Here is an 18342-nt window from a genome sequence, read left to right as displayed (position 1 = left end):
TTAATTTTGCAGGAATAAATGGTTAACTTCGGCGTTTTAATAGCACATGTACGCAGTTTTTAAACGCGAGTTATTCAGTTTTTCAAGTTCGATGGTTGCTTATATAACCATTGGCGTTTTTCTATTGGTTTCGGGCCTGTTACTTTGGTTTTTTCCCGATACTTCCATTCTTGATTATGGATATGCAGAATTAGATGGCTTTTTTAGCCTGGTTCCCTATCTTTTTATGTTTCTAATTCCTGCAATTACCATGCGGTCATTCGCAGAAGAGAGGCGTGAAGGCACTTATGAACTTTTAATTACCAAACCCATACAACTCTGGCAGGTAATTGCAGCAAAATACTTTGCAAGCCTGGTATTGGTGCTTTTTGCTTTAATTCCGACCTTAATTTATTATTATAGCATTTCAAAACTCGGTTTTCCGGAAGGAAATATCGATTCAGGATCGGTAATTGGCTCATACATTGGTTTATTTTTATTAGGAGCAGCATTTACTTCAATTGGTATTTTCTCTTCGTCTTTAACTAAAAACCAGGTAATTGCTTTTGTAATATGCGCTGCTCTTTGTGCATTTTCCTTTTTGGGATTCGATTACCTGAGTAAAATCGCTGCCATGCAAGCAATTGATAGCACAATTACAAATTTAGGCATCAATCAGCATTACGTTTCCATCAGTCGCGGGGTTTTAGATACCAGGGATTTAATTTACTTTATTACCTTTTCAGTGCTGTTTTTATGTTTCACCAAATTAATAATAGGAGGGAAACGATAGTGAAGCAGAAAAACAAATGTTTCAGTTTTATTATAGTGATAGCGGTGTTGGTCATTTTAAACACTGCTGGTCAATATGTTTTCCACAGGTTCGATTTTACAGCAGATAAACGGTTCACCTTAAGCGAAAAAACAAAATCGATTCTTCAAAAAAATGAAAAGCAGGTAATAATCACAGTATTTTTAGCCGGAGAGCTGCCTCCGGCATTTAAGCGGTTGCAAGCTGCCGTTTCAGATATTTTATCTGATTATCGGGCTTATGCCAAAACCAATGTAAAAGTGGTTTTTGTTGATCCGCTTGCAGGTTTGAATCAGGCAGATCAAGATACCGTGATCAATAATCTGTATGAAAGAGGAATTGAAGCGACCAATTTAAGTGTTAAAACCGAAGATGGCTTAACACAGAAACTCGTATTTCCAATGGCCATGATAGAAAGTGATGGAAAGGAATTTCCAATTAAACTTTTTCAGAATCTGGATACCCGTGGTAATTATGAAGACAATATCAACCGATCTATTGAAAACCTGGAGTATATTTTCACTTCAAGTTTGAAAAAAGTGCTTTCGGGCGATAATCCCAGGATTGGTTTTTCAGAATCTAATGGCGAACTTTCTGATTTGCAACTAGCTGATGCCATCCATACGCTTTCTGGCAGTTATTTAGTAGGTCGTATTGATTTAAACAGTATCGATAAAGCTGGATTGGATAAATTGAAAATGTTAATTATCGCAAAGCCTAAAAAGCCTTTTACTGAAGCAGAGAAGTATAAAATCAATTACTTTGTGATGAATGGTGGCAGGGTTCTTTGGAGCATAGATCAGGTGAATGCAGAATTGGATAGTTTAAGGGGCAGAAGCGGTCAAATGGCGATTAATCGTGATCTGAACCTAAATGATATGCTTTTTATGTATGGTGCAAGGATTAATTACAATATCATTGCCGATCCTGCAAACAGTGCCGAAATTCCGGTATCTACAGGTGTTGTTGGCGGGCAAAATCAAATGGAACTGGTACCATGGATTTACTATCCTGTTTTGTTGCCTGATACGGCTCAAAGTGTTGTGAAAAAGTTAGATGGCATAAAATCTGAATTTCCGAGCACAGTGGATACTATTGGAGCCAGGGGAATAAAGAAATCATATATTTTAACAACATCTGCATTTAATAAGGTTTACAATGTGCCTAAATTGTTTAGCTTGCAGATGGTTGGCGAACAGTTGGATCCAAGATCTTTCCAGAGCAAACCAGAAAATGTTGGATTAATGCTGGAAGGAAACTTCCCATCTGTTTTTGCAGGCAGGCCATTACCCGCTACAATAACACAACCTTATAGTGTACAAAGTATAGGTAAACCGGCAAAAATGATTGTAATTGGCGACGGTGATGTATTCAAAAATCAGGTATCCGAGCAAAATGGAAATCCTTTCCCATTGGGATACGACCGATATTCGCAACGTACTTTTGGAAATAAAGCTTTGTTATTGAATATAGTTGATTATTTTACCGATGATGATAACTTAATTACGCTAAGAAATAAAGAAGTGAAGATAAGGTTATTGGATAAAGCCAAAATTAAACTCGAAAAAACAAAATGGCAGTTCATAAATGTTGTGGCTCCCTTGCTATTGTTAATATTGTTTGCGATTTTTCAACATTATTACCGCAAATACAAGTACGCTAAATAATTTTTATATTTTTGAAGAAGACTAAAATGATATCATGAGATTTATTGTATCCACATCAACTCTATTAAAACACTTACAAACTGTAAATGGTGCATCAAGCAGCAGTACAGTTTTACCTATACTAGAAAATTTTCTTTTCGAAATTAAAGATGGAAACTTAACTATCTCAGCTACCGATTTACAAACCAGCATGACAACTGCTTTGGCTGTAGAATCTAAGGAAGAAGGTAAAGTGGCAGTTCCATCTAAAATTTTATTAGATACCCTTAAAACATTACCCGATCAGCCAATTGCATTCAACATTGATGACAGTACTTTCGCAATTGAGATTAGCGCAGGCGACGGTAAATATAAATTGAGTGGCGAAAACGGTGATGATTTTCCAAAAATTCCGATTGTAGAAAATGCTTCTTCAGTAAATTTACCAGCATCGGTTTTAACAGAAGCAATTACAAAAACCATTTTTGCTGTAAGTAATGATGAACTTCGTCCGGCAATGACAGGTGTTTTCTGCCAGTTATCTCCTCAGCACATCACTTTCGTGGCAACAGATGCACATAAATTGGTGCGCTACCGCCGTATGGATAGTAAAGCTGATAAAGCAACATCATTTATTTTGCCAAAAAAAGCCTTAACATTATTAAAAGCTGCATTGCCATCAACAGATATTAATGTTTCTGTTGATTATAATGCTACAAGTGCTTTCTTTAAGTTCGAAAATATAAACCTGGTGTGTCGTTTAATAGACGAGCGTTATCCCGATTATGAGGCAGTAATTCCTACAAACAACCCAAACAAATTAATTATTGATCGAAGTTTATTTTTAAATACACTTCGCAGGGTTGTAATTTTTGCAAACAAAACCACTCACCAGGTAAGGTTAAAAATTAGTGGTAGCGAATTAAATATTTCATCCGAAGATTTAGATTTTGCAAATGAAGCACATGAGCGTTTAAGCTGTCAATATGATGGTGAAGACCTTGAAATAGGCTTTAATGCTCGTTTTTTGATTGAAATGTTGAGCAATTTAAGTGGCGATGAAGTCACTTTAGAACTTTCTACACCTAATAGGGCAGGGCTTTTGATTCCTCAAACCAATGATGAAAACGAAGATGTTTTAATGTTGGTAATGCCGGTAATGTTAAACAATAGCTACTAAAACTACTAGTTTTTTAGTTTTGTATATAAAATGGCTTGGTTTTTGACCGAGCCATTCTTGTTTACCAAACTAACCAACTTATGAAAATCTATACTTCTCTCTCGAAATCATTAATTTTAATTATTTCTTTTCTGACAATTGGCTTATCAGCCTGCAAAAAACACGATCCAGACGAAGTTGTTAAAGGACAGGCCAAGGTGAAAATTGTTAACGCCTCGCAAGCTGCTGTTAACCAGGATGTATATTTAGACAATGAAAAACTAACAGCTACCGCTTTGGCTTTTGGCGAAAGCAGTGAATATGTTAAAATACCTTCAGGCAACAGAAATATTTCTTATACCGGAACAAATAGCGCAAGTACTGATACATCACTAAATTTTACGCCATCTATCACCTACACCACATTTTTAGTTACCAATAAAAAAGGCGATATGGAGGTTGTAAGTTATGAAGATAATTTGAGCAACACTGAAATTGGTAAAGCTAAAATTAAATTAATCAGTTTGAGTCCTAATTTTACAACGGGTATTAATGTAATGGTACAAGGAGGAACGCAATTCGTTAACGGTTTGGCTTTTAAAGAAGCTTCTTCTTACTTTACGGTTGATACAACTTTTAATTTAAGGTATAATGTGGTAGGTTCTGGTAACATTAAAACCATTGATAGTTCTGCTTTAGAGGCTGGCAAAATCTATACAATTTGGTTTAGTGGCACAACTGCAGCAACGTTACAGGCACATATTATTACCGATAATTAATTTTAACAAATTCATATGGTTTCTGTTATCTTTACGTTTTATTAGCATCAGTTTTACCTTATGAAAAATACAGTAGTGTTTGTTAAAACATTCTTTCTTTTTGCATGTGCCATTTTAATCAGCTCTTGTATTAAAAACAATAATTTTATTAAAGGCGATGCTAAAATTCGTTTTTTCCATGCCGCTTCTACAGATACAACGCAAAATTTTTATTTAAACGGAATTCAGATCGGAACTTCTGTAACTTATAATGCGAATACGAGTTATGTTGTAATTCCTGGAGATTCTACTTTTAAAATTACAACAAAAAATATCAATAGCGGGGTTGATGTTACTTCTCTTCCAGATCAGGCATTTAAAATTGGCCAGAATTATTCTGTTTTTTACCTTAAAGAAGCTATCGATAAGCCAGCCAAGTTAAAAATCTACCAAGATGATGTAAAGCCCGATCTTGACTCTGCTAAACTAACATTTTTAAACCTGGGCTATACCTTAGGTTCCAGTGTGGTTATAACCGACAGTACAAATGTAGCAAGCCCTAAAGAATCTACGCTGGCTTATGGTGGGATTAAAACCTTTAAAGTGAAGGTTAACAAAGCAATGAAATTTGCCTTCAAGCTATCAAGCCCTACCGCAACAAATCCGCCTCCAATAGTAACACCGCTTGATACATTTAATATTAATAAGGGTAGGGTTTACCTAATATTGCTTGATGGAGATAGAAAAGGTGAGCTTAAAAATAGGATAATATCCACCAATTAATATTTATTGCAATTTACTAGCACATAATCTCTATACTATTCATACTTTTGCCCAAAATCAGATCAATTGGAATTACTACATCAGCTTTTAGATTTTATTCTTCATATCGACGTTCATTTAGCAGAAATTGTAAACGAATACCGCACCTGGACTTACCTTATTTTATTCCTGATTATTTTTGCTGAAACTGGTTTTGTGGTAACACCATTTCTTCCGGGCGACTCTCTGCTTTTTGCAATGGGTGCTTTAATTGCAGGTGAACATGAAACTGGTTTAAATATCTGGATCATGTTGGTTATCTTAATTGTGGCCGCAATTTTAGGAAATACAGTAAATTACAAACTCGGAACGGTATTGGGGGCAGGTGTATTTAAGGAAAAAAACAAAATTTTAAAGCTGAAATATTACCATCAGTCACACGAATTTTTTGAGAAACATGGCGGTAAAGCGATTATGCTAAGTAGGTTTTTGCCAATTTTTAGAACCATTGCACCTTTTGTAGCCGGAATTGCCAAAATGCCGTTTGGGCGTTTTACTTACTATAATATCATTGGCGGTGTTGCGTGGATAGTTGCATTGCTGTTGGGAGGTTATTTATTAGGCCAGATTCCCGTAATCAAAAATAATTTTGAGCTGGTAATTATCTTCATTGCTGTTGTAACTTTTGTTCCCGCCATCTGGGCAGCAGTTAGAAGCCGTTTACAGCCTAAGAAGATTGAAGAAATTATCGAAGGAGAAAACCCTAAAGGATAATTAAAGTTCGCGGCCAATCACTGAGCCCTGTTGGTATTTCTTTTCGGTTTTTGATTCATCTTTTTTCTCATCAGGTAATAATTCTGTTTTAACGAGGTTTTTCAGTACAGGCTGGCCGGCATCAACCCATGCTGAGTACCAAAAAGATCCAATTTCCAGTATTGCAGACCGCATTTGCTTTTCTACCATGTTATTCATCCTGTCGTGATAAGCTTTTGAATATGCTTTAGAGTACTGTTTAAGTACGGCATTATTCCGCTCTGAAAAACTATATTTTTGTGCAGAAGGGTACGATGCATTCAAGTCGGCCTCGAAAGTTAATACCGTATCAACAAGGCTGTGTGTATGTTTAAGTATTTTCCAAGCTTCTTTGAGTGGGTTTTCGATATAATTTGCTTTGCCAACAACAAAATTATAATTCGTTGAAAATAATTCGGGCAAGCGGCTTTCCCAAAAGGCATGGATTCCTACCTGGTTGCTCAATTGGCCATTGTGATTGGCCGTAGTATGGAGGGGAACATGTGCATCGCCAATGTAATGACCTAAATCAGCCGAATATTTTAAGATTTTTATCGAATCGCGAGTTTTAAAAGCTTTAACCAAGCTATAATAGGTGCGCTGAATTTGCCACGGCACAATCCCATCTGCATTTAGCTTTTTCAGCCCATATTTAGCCAATGCATCATTCCATTTTTCGGGAATACTATCAATATTTTTTTCATAATTTTCTACATCCAGGTAATGCCGGGGTGCTTCCAAGGTATCTGCATACCTGCGTTTATCAGGATCTACGGCGTGTTCGGTGATGTATTTGATATTCTTTTTATAGAAACCAATCATATCACCTGGTAAAGTGAAAATGGCAAGGTTGTTTATCCTTTGGTGTGCAAAGAATCCCCACGAAGTACATAGAAAAATTGGGATGATTAACGCGGCTAAAATCGTTAATCTTTTCATATCTCTAATGTATGTATTTTTATTTTAATGCGCTTATAGTTAGTCGTTTAAAATAATGTATTTTGAGCTTTTTGTATCTATTTAATATTTTATTCACCATTTAAAAAGTTTAACATAAATGAAATCCGTTTATGCAATTCATTCTGATTTTCTTTTAATGTGGAGGTGGGTAAATAAATTCTTATTTTTATCGTAAAATTATCTATGGAATTATCCTGTCCAATATCAGCCGAAAGAGTAAATGAAAATGTAGTAAGGATAATTGCATTTATGGTTGCCCTTATTGCTCTTGCCTGTATCGCGTTTTCTAATTATTGGGCGATAGTTTTTTTACTTATTGATTTCGCATTAAGGGCTTTTTCATCAGGCAAATTCAGCCTGCTGAAAATTATAGCTTTAAAAATTTCCAATGTCTTTTCAATACCAAATAAAATGAAAGATCTGGCACCAAAAAAGTTCGCGGCAACCTTGGGCTTTGGATTTTGCCTGTTGATTACCGCGGTATCTTTATTCGATTTTTATAACTCGGCATTGATTTTTACCTCAATTATGATCGTTTTTGCTCTTTTAGAGAGCTTGTTCGCCATTTGTGTAGGCTGTTATATCTATTCCTTTTTACAGATTTTTTCTAAAAAGAAAGCGGCTTAATTTATCTCTTTAAAGCCTCGCGTACTTTTGGCGCAATTTTACTTCCAAATAATTCAATTGATTTCATTAAGGCGATATGTGATGGTCCACCTACATCCATATGTGCAGAGAAACGTGTTAATCCAAAGGTTTCTTGGATGGCAAGAATTTTATCTACCGATTCGTTTACATCGCCAATAATCAGGGCACCGCTATTGCTTCTGCCAGCATCGAATTGATTGCGCTGGTAAGGTGCCCAGCCTCTCGATTTACCGATTCTATTCATTTGTGCAGAATAAAGTGGGTAATAATAATCTGCAACTTCAGCACTGTTTTCTCCAAATAAAGCATGCATATGAACGCCAACTTCAAATTTATCCATGTCATGTCCGTAAGCTTCGTAAACCCTTTTATAATAATCAAAAAGAGGTTTGAACTGTATGGGCTGACCGCCAATAATGGCAAACATCACAGGTAAACCCAATCTGCCGGCACGTTCTACCGATTCTGGCGTGCCACCAACGGCTACCCAAATTTTTAAGTTATCGTTTACTGCCCTTGGTAATATTTCCTGGTTATTTAGTTCAGGTCTGAATTTACCTTTCCAACTGATTTTTGGTTCTTTATTTATTTTAAGCAGCAATTCTAATTTTTCTTCGTAAAGTTCATCGTAATCCTGCAAATTGTAACCAAATAGAGGAAAAGATTCGATAAAACTTCCCCGTCCAGCCATTAACTCTGCTCTTCCGTTTGAAATTAAATCTATAGTTGCAAAATTTTGGTAAAGCTTAATCGGATCTGACGAACTTAACACCGAAACCGCACTACTTAATTTGATGTTTTTGGTTACGGTAGCAGCAGCAGCTAAAATAATCTCAGGGCTCGATACAGCATAATCGGGGCGATGGTGTTCACCAATTCCATAAAAATCTAAGCCAACTTCATCCATTAATTTTATTTCTGCAATAATTTCCTGAAGTCTTTGTTGTGCGGGTTGAATTTCTCCTTTTGCATTGATCTGCAAATCGCCAAACATACCGATACCTAATTCCATAATGTTAAAATAATTTTAACAAAGGTAATTGATATACTGATATTGATTTTTGATGTATGGTAAGAAAAATGATGATTGCAATTGCCTTGCTGAACTTGTTAAAGCATTTGGAAATAGACCCTGAAATAAATTCAGGGGGACGATTAACCTTTCTGGCTATTAATTTTAACCGCAATAATCTTGCTGAACTTGTTAAAGCAACTTCTAGAAATAGACCCTGAAATAAATTCAGGGTGACGATTATTCGTTTTGACTATTATATCTAACCGCAATCGTCTTGCTGAACTTGTTAAAGCATCTTCTAGAAATAGACCCTGAAATAAATTCAGGGGGACGACTATTCGTTTTGGCAATTATATGTAATCGCAATCTTCTTACTGAACTTGTTATAGCATTTTTTGGAAATAAACCCTGAAATAAATTCAGGGGGACGACTATTCGTTTCTACTATCATATCTTACCGCAGTCGTCTTGCTGAACTTGTTACAGCATCTTTTAGAAATAGACCCTGAAATAAATTCGGGGAGACGTAAATATGTTAAAAGACGGCAACTATGAACTAATAACTATCAACTAACAACTAACAATTGCCCACTGAAAACTACTCAATCTTCTTCCCCTTCATTGCTGTGGAAATCGCTGCATCCATTACGCGCTCTGCAAAAGGACGTGTAAATTCATTAAGGTCATCAGCTTTTTTCAAAATGGTATCTTTTTCATGGGTAGCCAGAGCTGTTTTTAGTGCTTCTATATAGGAAACCGTTTCTGCAATTTCAGCTTCAGTTAAATGTTCTGCATGCTTTTTAATAAAACCTTCTGCGGTATAAACCAGTTGCTCGCCTTCACTTCTTGCTTCTATAAGCATACGTTGTTCTACATCGCTTTTTGCATGCTCAATGCTATCTAAAAGCATTTTTTCAACAGTGTCATCACTTAAGCCATAGCTTGGTGTAATTTCTATCTCTTGTTTAACGCCAGAACGTAATTCAATTGCCTGAACGGTTAAAATGCCGTCGGCATTCAACAAAAAGTTAATATCTACTTTAGGCAAACCGGCCGGCATTGCAGGAATTCCTTTTAAATCAAACTCTGCCAGTTTTCTATTTTCCCTCACCAGATCACGTTCACCCTGATAAACAGAAATTTTCATGTTTACTTGTCCATCGATAGAGGTTGTGTATTGGCGACCTGCTTTTGTAGGTACTTTACTGTTTCTGGCGATAATAACGTCCATTAAACCACCCATAGTTTCTATACCTAGAGATAATGGCGTAACATCCAACAATAAGATATCGGAGCGGTTTCCAGCCAAAACATCAGCCTGAATGGCTGCGCCAAGGGCTACTACTTCATCAGGGTTGATGTTATCCTGTGGTTTTTTACCGAAGAAATTTTCTACAGCCTGTTTTACATATGGTGTTCGGGTAGAACCTCCCACTAAAATGACTTCATCAATATCGCTTACAGATAAATCTGCATCTTTTAATGCATTTTTACAGGCAGTGATGGTTTCTTCTACCTTCGATGAAATTAACGCTTCAAAAGTTTGTTTATCAAGCGTACACCAAATATCGCCAACCTGTTCGTTATATAAATTTTGAGTTGATAAGGCTTTTTTCGCTGCCTCTGCCTGTAAACGCAAAGTTTGCATCAATATATTGTTTTGCGCAACTTCTGCTACATCAAGGTTGTTTTTTTCCAGCCAATAATTTAAAATGGCGCGGTCAAAATCATCGCCACCTAAATAAGTATTGCCGTTTGTGGCCAAAACTTCGAAAATTCCATTCTGAATCTGTAGAATAGAAACGTCAAATGTTCCTCCGCCTAAATCGTAAACTGCAATTGTTTTTTGTTGCGAAGGGTCTAATCCAATTCCATAAGCCAAACTTGCCGCAGTAGGTTCGTTCACAATGCGCATTACATCTAAACCGGCCAGCTTTCCTGCATCGCGGGTGGCCTGGCGTTGACTATCGTTAAAATAAGCTGGAACAGTAATTACGGCGCGGTTAACAGGAGTTTTTAGCGCATGTTCTGCTCTTGCTTTGAGTTCTTTCAAAATCTCTCCGGATAATTCAATCGGTGTGTAGAAACGGTCGCCGGCATGGATTTTAACCAATGCATCGCTATCATCGTCTATAATCTTGTAAGAAAAAATATCCTTGTGTTCGGCTACATCTTTATAAGAGCGGCCTAATAATCTTTTTACAGAAAAAATGGTGTTTGAAGGATCTGTTGTTAAGTATTCTTTCGCTTCATTACCTACAACGGCCTCATTTTGGCCATTAAAATATACCACCGATGGTATCAATATTCCTTTACCTGCATCGTTAATTACCTGTGGATTTTTATCTGGATTGATAAACGCCACCAAACTATTGGTTGTGCCTAAATCGATTCCAACTATAATTTCTTCCTTCTGAAACGAACCTGTAGCAAGGTTAATTGATATTTTTGCCATGGTTGCAAATTTACAATAATGTTGTAAGGTTTTAGGGTTGAAATGTTTTAATGTTGTCAAGATTGAAATTCGTTTTTCTCAAATTGAATTAGGGTTTGGAAATGAAGTGTTCGGTAATTCTTTGGTTACTGCATTCCTGCTGTCCCTTCTTCCGATTGAAGGATCGGCATCCGCACCATAAGGTTTATTTTACAAGGATTGTATTGCGCGAGTGTGAAGGTGTTTTGGTCTGTGGGTACACAAATCGAGGGATTAATAATATAATTATTTGGCCAGGAACTACCTAATCTCCACTAAAACCTCCAACCTACTTTCTATTCTTCTCTTCAATCCACAAGCTCATGTACTTTGTGCTTTGTGCAGTGTGGTGATTTAGAATTTGGCCAAAAAAATTATCCTGACGGTGTTTTATTAAACCTGAAATTAATCTTTCAACTTCTGATGTAAAATGATCAATAAAATGTTTTGCCGAATATCTTTGGTTAATAATCTGGATGCCATGTTGTTGCGCTATTTGCCAGCTATTTTTATCCTGATAAAGTTCTACGGCTTTATCTATAAATTCGTCTAAATTATCCTCAACATAACCGTTCCATTCTAAATTGCCTTTCATGGCTTCTGCACCGATAGAAGTGGTAACGGATGGTGTACCTGTCTGCATGGCATCGATAAATTTGCCTTTTACTCCTGCACCAAATTGAATGGGTGCCAACAATACCTTATGTTTGGAAATGGTTTCTTTAGCATATAGTGCTCTACCTTTGATCATAAATTTTTCGGCTTTATTAGCCAGCTGTAGAACCTTTTGAGAGGGGTATGCACCATAAATATTAAGCCTTGCTCCAGGGAGTTTTTTCCGTAGTATTGGCCATATTTTGGTTTTTAAAAACTGTACGGTATTCCAGTTCGGTTCGTGCAGGAAGTTACCTATGAAAATAAAATCAGATCGATCTTCAAACGGTATCCAGTTTTTGATGGTATCGGTATTAATTTCTTCTTCAAGAAAAGGTAGATAATAAATCAATGAGCGGTCAATTTTAAAATCTGTTGTTAAAATATCCATCTCAGTTTCTGAAATAATTAAGGATAAATCACAACGTAAAATTGACGCAACTTCTCTTTTAGCGGTATCTGAAAATAAATCTAAAGCTTGTTTTTTCTTATCGCTCAGCTCGCGGGCACTCCGCAGTAAGTGTAAATCCTCTGTATCTAAAATTCTTAGTGCATGGGGGCATTCGTGCTGTACTCTCCAGCCATACTGTTCCTCAATCATAAAACGATCGAAAAGTACGATTTCGGGATGCAGTTCTCTCAAAAATGCGTTAAAACTTTCGTTATTCAGTTCAATTTCCTGCTCAGAAACACCAATTCCATTAAAATTATAACTGAAATCGCTTTTTGATGCTGCTGACGCAAAAGTGATCTGATAATTTTTTGATAGAAATAAATTAACCAGTTGGATCATTCTTGTTCCCGCTGCCGATGAAGTGGGTTCGGGCCACACCAATCCGATTATCAATAATTTCTTAGCACCTTTATTCATGTTCCTGCAAAATAAACTCTTTTTTTCGGCTCCCACAGATAAATTTAGTTTTGCAGCGTGAAAAGTAAAATCTACATGATCTAAAAATCTGCCCGAAATATTAAACGTATCTTAAATATTCCTAATTTTGCAGCTCAACACAAAGCATTACATGTTAGGATTAAAATTATTGACAGACCCGCGTTGGGCAAATATTGCGGAATCGAATTTAGAGGAAATTTTATCTGATCATGCCTGGTGCGAACAAAAAGCAGCAACCAATGCAATTACTTTGATTACACAAAATTCTGAACATCAAGATCTTGTAGATGAGTTAACAGCGATTGCCATCGAAGAAATGCAACACTTCCAAATGGTAATAAACATTATAAAAAAACGCGGCTATACCTTAAGTAGAGAACGCAAAGATGATTATGTTGGCCGTTTGGTAAAGTTTAGCAAAAAAGATGGTAGCCGGAATATGGCATTTATTGACAGATTGTTGTTTGCCGCAATGATTGAAGCCAGAAGCTGCGAGCGTTTCAGGGTATTATCGTTAAATATAAAAGATGAGGAACTGGCCAGGTTTTATCACGAATTAATGGTATCGGAAGCTGGCCATTACACTACATTTTTAAATTTCGCCCGTAAATACAGTACAGATGTAGATGTGGATAAACGCTGGAAAGAGTGGCTGAATTTTGAAGGAGAACTGATTCAGAGTTTCGGAACTAAAGAAGCAATACACGGATAGTTAAGTTTTCGGTTTGCAGTTTTTCATCATCAACTGTTAATTGGCAACTGTTAACTCCTTTTTATGTATATTCCATAACCAGATTACAATATCCTGGTAGCTATCTATTCCCTTTTTCTGGTTGTTTAACTTTAAGAAACTGTCGAAAGCGGCATCCATGTAACCGAACATATCGCCATTGTATTTTCTCCAAAATTCTTTTTCGGTTTTAAAATCTGCTAAAACTTGTGGCAAAATTTTCGAATAAAGTATTTTATAATCGTCAGGAGATTTCATTCTGATTTCGAACAAAATATACCGCAACATTTCATAATTGGCAGAATATTGGTAATTCACATCACTACTGTTACTGGCCGTTAGGTACCCCAATAGGTTAGCTTCGTCTTCGTAGGCAATGCCAAGTTGATGTCCGATTTCGTGGCAACTTACATAAGGTTTTACAAAGTCAGGAAGATTCATATTCATATTTGCTTCGCCTGAAAGCGGGGCATAATAGCCTTCGATTCCGATTTTACTAATTATCCATGCGTTTAAAACCGACTTTAAACAAGGGTTTTGATATCGAAATAATTGATTTTTTTGCAACATGAGTGAATAAGCTTCTGACGATTTTACTTCCAGTTCCTTAATCGTATAAGCGGGGATTTTGCCTTGTTTAAGCTTTAGGTTATTGGTTTTTTGCACAAAATAATCACCCAGGAGAACCAGTTCTTTAAGATTATACTTTTCATTGCCTATGCCTAATTCTTCACTAACACTTGGTCGACTGTAATTTAAGCCCCATACAATTTTAAAAATGATATAGAGAACCAGAAAAAAGTTGAGCACTTGTAAAGGAACAAAAATCCTATCCGTCTTTTTTAGTGATTTTCGTTGCTTATAAAACCTAAAAATCTTATAAAATACAAAGCCAATAAGCAAAGCATAAATGATATCGCCGATGGCAAAAGGGAAAATGGACGATATAAATCTTAATGCTGAAGAAATATAAGGGTAAAAGCCTGTTGAATAATATTTTTGGACAAGGGTGGGGAAGAAGCCAAAGGTGAAAATTAAGATGGCAAGACCAAGTGAAATGAATAATTTGATGAGTAATCGTCGGGCTATCATTATTTATTTATAATGGCCTCTTAGTGAATGGATATGTAAGGCATCGTTTAATATCTGATAGATGATTCTGTGTTCGCGATTTATTCTTCTGGACCATAAACTGGATAAATCATGTTTTAAAGGTTCTGGTTTTCCAATCCCTTCATACGGGTCTTTCAAAATCGCAATAATTAACTGTTGAATCTTCTTCTGAATTGTTTTATTTCCAGATTTTTTCCAAAATTCGATGTCGGCTAAGGCTTCATCATAATATATAATATCCATGGTATTGAGCGCTTAATGGATTTATTTTATCATGTTTTGTACGTCACCCAAGAGCTTATTTCCATAAATCTTCTACGGCAATTTTGACACCTTTTCCCGCTTTCATTTGTTCTTGACTTCTTTTTATTTTAGCTACAAATTCTGGGTTATACGGACTTTCTTCTGTTTCAAAATCGATCTTCAAAACTTTCATAACAACTTTCAAGGCAGTAGCTTCTTCTTCGTTTTTTGGATGTGCAATTAATGTTTCCATATATAATAACTTTATATTAAAACAAATATAACAAATCTATCTGGCAAAAGTTAGGCGTTTTCCGATTTGATCAGTCGTGAATTTCCCTTTTTGATAAGCTAAATTGCCTGATACAAAAGTATGTGTAATACTCGCCTGGAAAGTATCTCCATCAAAGGGGCTCCAGCCACATTTGTAAAAATTATTAAGCTTGGTTACCGTCCATGAATCTTTTAAATCTACCAAAACTAAATCAGCCCAGTATCCTTCCCGTATAAATCCGCGTTTTTCTATATCAAAACAAATCGCTAGGTTATGTGCCGTTTTTTCAACAATTTTTTCTAAAGAAATTTTACCCTGTAAATGCATTTCCAGCAAAGCAGGCAAAGCATGCTGAACCAATGGCCCTCCTGATGGAGCCTGACTGTAAGGCTGTTGCTTTTCTGCCAATGTATGTGGCGCATGATCTGTGGCAATTACATCAATATAATTTTCTAATACACCTTTGAGCACCCCTTTTTGATCATCTTCGGTTTTCACAGCCGGGTTCCATTTAATGAAATTTCCCTTTGATGCGTAATCCTTATCGTTAAACCATAGGTGATGCACGCAAGCTTCGGCTGTAATTTTTTTATCTTTTAATGGAGTAATGTTATCAAATAAAGCAATTTCTTTTGCTGTAGAGATATGTAGAATGTGTAAACGTGTTTGATAAGTTTTAGCCAGTTCTACCGCTAATGAGGATGATTTATAACAAGCCTCAGCACTACGGATCAGTGGATGCATTTCAATTGTAAGATCCTCACCGTATTTCGCTTTAAATTCGGCAAGATTATGGCGAATAGTGGCTTCATCTTCGCAATGGGTTGCTACCAAAATCGGTGCTTTGCTAAAGATGTTTTCTAACGTTTTTTCGTTATCAACCAGCATATTTCCTGTGGATGAGCCCATGAAGACTTTAATTCCGCAAACATTTTTTGGATCCGTTTTTAGTACCTCTTCAATATTATCGTTACTGGCGCCCATATAAAATGAATAATTGGCCAGCGAAGTTTGTGCGGCAATTTCATATTTATCAGCCAGTAAATCTTGTGTTAAGGTATTGGGTACAGTATTTGGCATTTCCATAAAGGATGTAATCCCACCGGCAACGGCAGCCATACTTTCGGTAAAAATATCTGCTTTATGGGTTAAGCCCGGCTCGCGAAAATGCACCTGGTCATCAATCATTCCTGGTAAAAGGTATTGGCCTTCTGCGTTGATTTCTTGTGCATCGGCTGCAGATAAATTTTGGCCTATTTTGGTTATCAATCCATCTTTTATCAATACATCAGCAACAATTTTTTGTCCTTCATTTACAATTGTGGCAGCTTTTATCAGGTAAGTATTCATACTTTCAAAGGTAAAAATAGATTTGAGAAGTTAGATAGGAGATTTGAGAATTTTGACACGCTGGTTAAGCGGAAAGAGGTACAGAAGAGTTTTAATGTTACTGTTTTGAATGCAATAAACCGGAAAATTACTGGCATGAAGTAGAGCAGATTGTGGGGCTTGATTAAAGAAGAATTCCTGAAATTGCTTTTCTACTCATTCTTATAAAAGGAGCCCTGTTTTTGAATGTGATCGAAACCATCTGCCTAACACCTTCAAACCCTCAACCTTAATCACTATCTTTGTGCGCTATGGCAAAATCGTTCGAAGAATTTAAGTTAAACAGGCAAATTTTAAATGCAGTTGCCGATGCAGGTTACACCGTTGCCACGCCGATACAGGAAAAAGCAATTGCTCCGGTATTATCGGGACAGGATATTTTTGGTATTGCCGAAACCGGTACAGGGAAAACCGCGGCTTTTGTTTTGCCTATTTTAATGCAATTAAAATATGCTCAGGGTGACAATCCCAGGGCTTTGATTTTATCTCCAACCCGCGAATTGGCCATGCAAATTGCAGAGCAGGTAAAGTTGTTTTCTACACATACCGATCTACGTTCATTGGTAATTTTCGGTGGAATTGGTCCAAAAACGCAGAAAGAACAGATTGCTAAGGGTATCGACATTTTGATTGCTACCCCTGGAAGATTTTTGGATTTGTATTTGTCTGGCGATATCAATACCCAAAGTCTTAAATTTTTAGTGTTGGATGAAGCTGATAAAATGATGGATATGGGCTTTATTGGCTCAATTCACCGAATTTTAGAAATTGTTCCACGTAAACGCCAAAATTTGCTGTTTTCGGCAACAATGAGTGAGCTAGTACAAAAAATTGCCGGCGATTTCTTGAATAATCCACTTGTGATTGAGGCATCTGCGCAAGCAACCCCGGCTGCAAATGTAACACAGGCCTTATATTACGTTCCGAATTTTAAAACGAAAATTAACTTGCTTCAGCATTTGCTAAAGAATGACGAGGCTTTTAACCGCCTGATTATTTTTTGTAAAACCAAAACCGTTGCAGATAACATATATAGTTTTATCGAACGGAGGTATGGTGCCGATAATGTTCGCGTAATTCATGCCAATAAAGGTCAGAATACAAGAATTAACTCTATAAATAGCTTTAAAGAAGGTAATATCAGGGTTTTGGTTGCTACAGATGTTGCGAGTAGAGGGATTGATGTAAGTGATGTAAGTCACGTAATTAATTTCGATGTGCCTATCATTATTGAAGATTATGTGCACCGTATCGGGCGTACAGGTAGGGCTTTTGCCAAAGGCGATGCGATAACATTTGCTACAGATGCTGAAAAATATTATATCCGCAAAATCGAAAAACTGATCCGCCAGTATATTCCTGTTGTTGAAATTCCTGAAGGAGTTTTTATTGATGAAACCCCTTACGAAGAACGTCAACACATTGCGAAGGAAATTGATATGCAAAAACGGAAAGAAGATCCTGATTTTAAAGGTGCTTTCCATGAGAAAAAACATGCTGCTGCAATTGAAAAAAAGGTAAGGGAAAAAGCGAAAGCAAAGGCCGGAAAGCAGATTAAGAGCTTTAAAAAAGGTAAAAAATTCGATAAGAAAAAGTAATGAACCCGACGCAATTAAAATAAGTATTAATTTTCTAAATAATTATTTAAATCGTCAAAGGCTCCATCTGACAATTTAAAACAATAAATAAACACAGATGAAACTTAGGATTACACCTTTGAATATCATTAGTGCCGCAGGATTAGGGCTTGTGGTTGTAAATCTTTTATCGGATAAAAGTACAGCACCCAGACATGTAAACATGGATGGTTTTTACCTGCTTATTTTGGGCTGTTTAATTGTGGTAACATTTATAACTGATATGATTTTTCGTTTTACCTTAAAAGATTTAAAAAGAATTTGGGTGGTAGAACTGATTTTCATTGTAATTGCGGCAGTAATTATGCTGATTTTACAAAAGGTAACGTAATCAAACCGTAAAAATCGCTGTTCAATCTTTATCGGTTTAAGCAACCAATCAGAGGAATCAAATTAAATAAGCATCT

18 protein-coding genes are annotated in these 18342 nt (G+C 36.3%); 10 read left to right on the top strand and 8 right to left on the bottom strand.

Annotation, left to right across the window (positions count from 1 at the left end; genetic code table 11):
* Positions 1-46 precede the first annotated feature (46 nt).
* The 6 genes from gldF to ASE74_RS22905 all read left to right on the top strand — a co-directional run bounded on the left by gldF (position 47) and on the right by ASE74_RS22905 (position 5889).
* Positions 47-772, top strand: a complete 726-nt coding sequence (gene gldF, locus ASE74_RS22930; RefSeq protein WP_055914668.1) for a gliding motility-associated ABC transporter permease subunit GldF — start codon at positions 47-49, stop codon at positions 770-772.
* A complete protein-coding gene (gldG, locus tag ASE74_RS22925; RefSeq protein WP_369800245.1) occupies positions 772-2457 on the top strand; it encodes a gliding motility-associated ABC transporter substrate-binding protein GldG in 1686 nt (561 codons plus the stop codon). The genes gldF and gldG overlap by 1 nt, the downstream gene beginning before the upstream one ends.
* Before the next feature lie 34 nt (positions 2458-2491).
* A complete protein-coding gene (gene dnaN, locus ASE74_RS22920; protein ID WP_055914665.1) occupies positions 2492-3616 on the top strand; it encodes a DNA polymerase III subunit beta in 1125 nt (374 codons plus the stop codon).
* 80 nt (positions 3617-3696) lie between these two features.
* Complete coding sequence (locus ASE74_RS22915; protein WP_055914662.1) at positions 3697-4374, top strand: DUF4397 domain-containing protein; 678 nt, start codon at positions 3697-3699, stop codon at positions 4372-4374.
* 60 nt (positions 4375-4434) lie between these two features.
* Entirely contained in the window at positions 4435-5136 is a 702-nt protein-coding gene (locus tag ASE74_RS22910) for a DUF4397 domain-containing protein (RefSeq protein ID WP_055914658.1), read from the top strand.
* Between the two features lie 66 nt (positions 5137-5202).
* The gene (locus ASE74_RS22905; protein ID WP_055914655.1) at positions 5203-5889 is read left to right on the top strand and encodes a DedA family protein; all 687 of its coding nucleotides are present in this window, start codon (positions 5203-5205) and stop codon (positions 5887-5889) included.
* Here the strand turns inward: ASE74_RS22905 and ASE74_RS22900 are convergent, their stop codons facing one another.
* Positions 5890-6846 (bottom strand): zinc dependent phospholipase C family protein, encoded by a 957-nt coding sequence (locus ASE74_RS22900; RefSeq protein WP_055914651.1) that lies wholly within the window; start codon positions 6844-6846, stop codon positions 5890-5892. It abuts the gene before it with no gap.
* Positions 6847-7050: 204 nt separating this feature from the next.
* Here ASE74_RS22900 and ASE74_RS22895 point away from each other — a divergent pair, with 204 nt between their 5' ends.
* A complete protein-coding gene (locus tag ASE74_RS22895; RefSeq protein WP_055914647.1) occupies positions 7051-7494 on the top strand; it encodes a DUF4395 domain-containing protein in 444 nt (147 codons plus the stop codon).
* 1 nt (position 7495) lies between these two features.
* Here the strand turns inward: ASE74_RS22895 and ASE74_RS22890 are convergent, their stop codons facing one another.
* The 3 genes from ASE74_RS22890 to ASE74_RS22880 all read right to left on the bottom strand — a co-directional run bounded on the left by ASE74_RS22890 (position 7496) and on the right by ASE74_RS22880 (position 12528).
* A complete protein-coding gene (locus ASE74_RS22890; protein WP_055914644.1) occupies positions 7496-8527 on the bottom strand; it encodes an Atu2307/SP_0267 family LLM class monooxygenase in 1032 nt (343 codons plus the stop codon).
* A gap of 601 nt (positions 8528-9128) precedes the next feature.
* Positions 9129-10985, bottom strand: a complete 1857-nt coding sequence (gene hscA, locus ASE74_RS22885) for a Fe-S protein assembly chaperone HscA (RefSeq protein WP_055914642.1) — start codon at positions 10983-10985, stop codon at positions 9129-9131.
* Between the two features lie 307 nt (positions 10986-11292).
* Entirely contained in the window at positions 11293-12528 is a 1236-nt protein-coding gene (locus ASE74_RS22880; RefSeq protein ID WP_055914639.1) for a glycosyltransferase family 4 protein, read from the bottom strand.
* 151 nt (positions 12529-12679) lie between these two features.
* Between ASE74_RS22880 and ASE74_RS22875 the strand changes: the two genes are divergently transcribed.
* Positions 12680-13261, top strand: a complete 582-nt coding sequence (locus tag ASE74_RS22875) for a tRNA-(ms[2]io[6]A)-hydroxylase (protein ID WP_055914636.1) — start codon at positions 12680-12682, stop codon at positions 13259-13261.
* A gap of 36 nt (positions 13262-13297) precedes the next feature.
* On the opposite strand, the gene ASE74_RS22870 is transcribed toward ASE74_RS22875, so the two are convergent.
* Genes ASE74_RS22870 through ASE74_RS22855 form a run of 4 tightly spaced genes read right to left on the bottom strand, consistent with a single transcriptional unit; the run spans position 13298 to position 16259 of the window.
* Complete coding sequence (locus tag ASE74_RS22870) at positions 13298-14371, bottom strand: DUF3810 domain-containing protein (protein WP_082458905.1); 1074 nt, start codon at positions 14369-14371, stop codon at positions 13298-13300.
* A gap of 3 nt (positions 14372-14374) precedes the next feature.
* A complete protein-coding gene (locus ASE74_RS22865) occupies positions 14375-14635 on the bottom strand; it encodes a Txe/YoeB family addiction module toxin (RefSeq protein ID WP_055914630.1) in 261 nt (86 codons plus the stop codon).
* Between the two features lie 55 nt (positions 14636-14690).
* Positions 14691-14888, bottom strand: coding sequence for a DUF2683 family protein (locus ASE74_RS22860; RefSeq protein WP_055914625.1), 198 nt, complete (start codon positions 14886-14888; stop codon positions 14691-14693).
* A 36-nt stretch (positions 14889-14924) separates the two neighbouring features.
* On the bottom strand, positions 14925-16259 hold the full coding sequence (locus ASE74_RS22855; protein ID WP_055914622.1) for a dihydroorotase: 1335 nt from the start codon (positions 16257-16259) through the stop codon (positions 14925-14927).
* Positions 16260-16549: 290 nt separating this feature from the next.
* Between ASE74_RS22855 and ASE74_RS22850 the strand changes: the two genes are divergently transcribed.
* The gene (locus ASE74_RS22850) at positions 16550-17896 is read left to right on the top strand and encodes a DEAD/DEAH box helicase (protein ID WP_055914619.1); all 1347 of its coding nucleotides are present in this window, start codon (positions 16550-16552) and stop codon (positions 17894-17896) included.
* 97 nt (positions 17897-17993) lie between these two features.
* A complete protein-coding gene (locus tag ASE74_RS22845; RefSeq protein ID WP_055914616.1) occupies positions 17994-18266 on the top strand; it encodes a hypothetical protein in 273 nt (90 codons plus the stop codon).
* The last annotated feature ends 76 nt before the right edge of the window (positions 18267-18342 follow it).

It is taken from the genome of Pedobacter sp. Leaf216, from assembly GCF_001421515.1.
Taxonomy (GTDB): domain Bacteria; phylum Bacteroidota; class Bacteroidia; order Sphingobacteriales; family Sphingobacteriaceae; genus Pedobacter.
This window is presented reverse-complemented; position numbering and strand designations above follow the sequence as displayed.

Bases quoted from the DNA above. Each gene is read 5' to 3' on its own strand.
- ASE74_RS22880 (WP_055914639.1), bottom strand. From the start codon at position 12,528: ATGAATAAAGGTGCTAAGAAATTATTGATAATCGGATTGGTGTGGCCC.
- ASE74_RS22910 (WP_055914658.1), top strand. From the start codon at position 4,435: ATGAAAAATACAGTAGTGTTTGTTAAAACATTCTTTCTTTTTGCATGT.
- hscA (WP_055914642.1), bottom strand. From the start codon at position 10,985: ATGGCAAAAATATCAATTAACCTTGCTACAGGTTCGTTTCAGAAGGAA.
- ASE74_RS22915 (WP_055914662.1), top strand. From the start codon at position 3,697: ATGAAAATCTATACTTCTCTCTCGAAATCATTAATTTTAATTATTTCT.
- ASE74_RS22875 (WP_055914636.1), top strand. From the start codon at position 12,680: ATGTTAGGATTAAAATTATTGACAGACCCGCGTTGGGCAAATATTGCG.
- ASE74_RS22850 (WP_055914619.1), top strand. From the start codon at position 16,550: ATGGCAAAATCGTTCGAAGAATTTAAGTTAAACAGGCAAATTTTAAAT.
- ASE74_RS22845 (WP_055914616.1), top strand. From the start codon at position 17,994: ATGAAACTTAGGATTACACCTTTGAATATCATTAGTGCCGCAGGATTA.
- ASE74_RS22865 (WP_055914630.1), bottom strand. From the start codon at position 14,635: ATGGATATTATATATTATGATGAAGCCTTAGCCGACATCGAATTTTGG.
- ASE74_RS22855 (WP_055914622.1), bottom strand. From the start codon at position 16,259: ATGAATACTTACCTGATAAAAGCTGCCACAATTGTAAATGAAGGACAA.
- gldF (WP_055914668.1), top strand. From the start codon at position 47: ATGTACGCAGTTTTTAAACGCGAGTTATTCAGTTTTTCAAGTTCGATG.
- ASE74_RS22895 (WP_055914647.1), top strand. From the start codon at position 7,051: ATGGAATTATCCTGTCCAATATCAGCCGAAAGAGTAAATGAAAATGTA.
- ASE74_RS22900 (WP_055914651.1), bottom strand. From the start codon at position 6,846: ATGAAAAGATTAACGATTTTAGCCGCGTTAATCATCCCAATTTTTCTA.
- ASE74_RS22870 (WP_082458905.1), bottom strand. From the start codon at position 14,371: ATGATAGCCCGACGATTACTCATCAAATTATTCATTTCACTTGGTCTT.
- ASE74_RS22890 (WP_055914644.1), bottom strand. From the start codon at position 8,527: ATGGAATTAGGTATCGGTATGTTTGGCGATTTGCAGATCAATGCAAAA.
- dnaN (WP_055914665.1), top strand. From the start codon at position 2,492: ATGAGATTTATTGTATCCACATCAACTCTATTAAAACACTTACAAACT.
- ASE74_RS22860 (WP_055914625.1), bottom strand. From the start codon at position 14,888: ATGGAAACATTAATTGCACATCCAAAAAACGAAGAAGAAGCTACTGCC.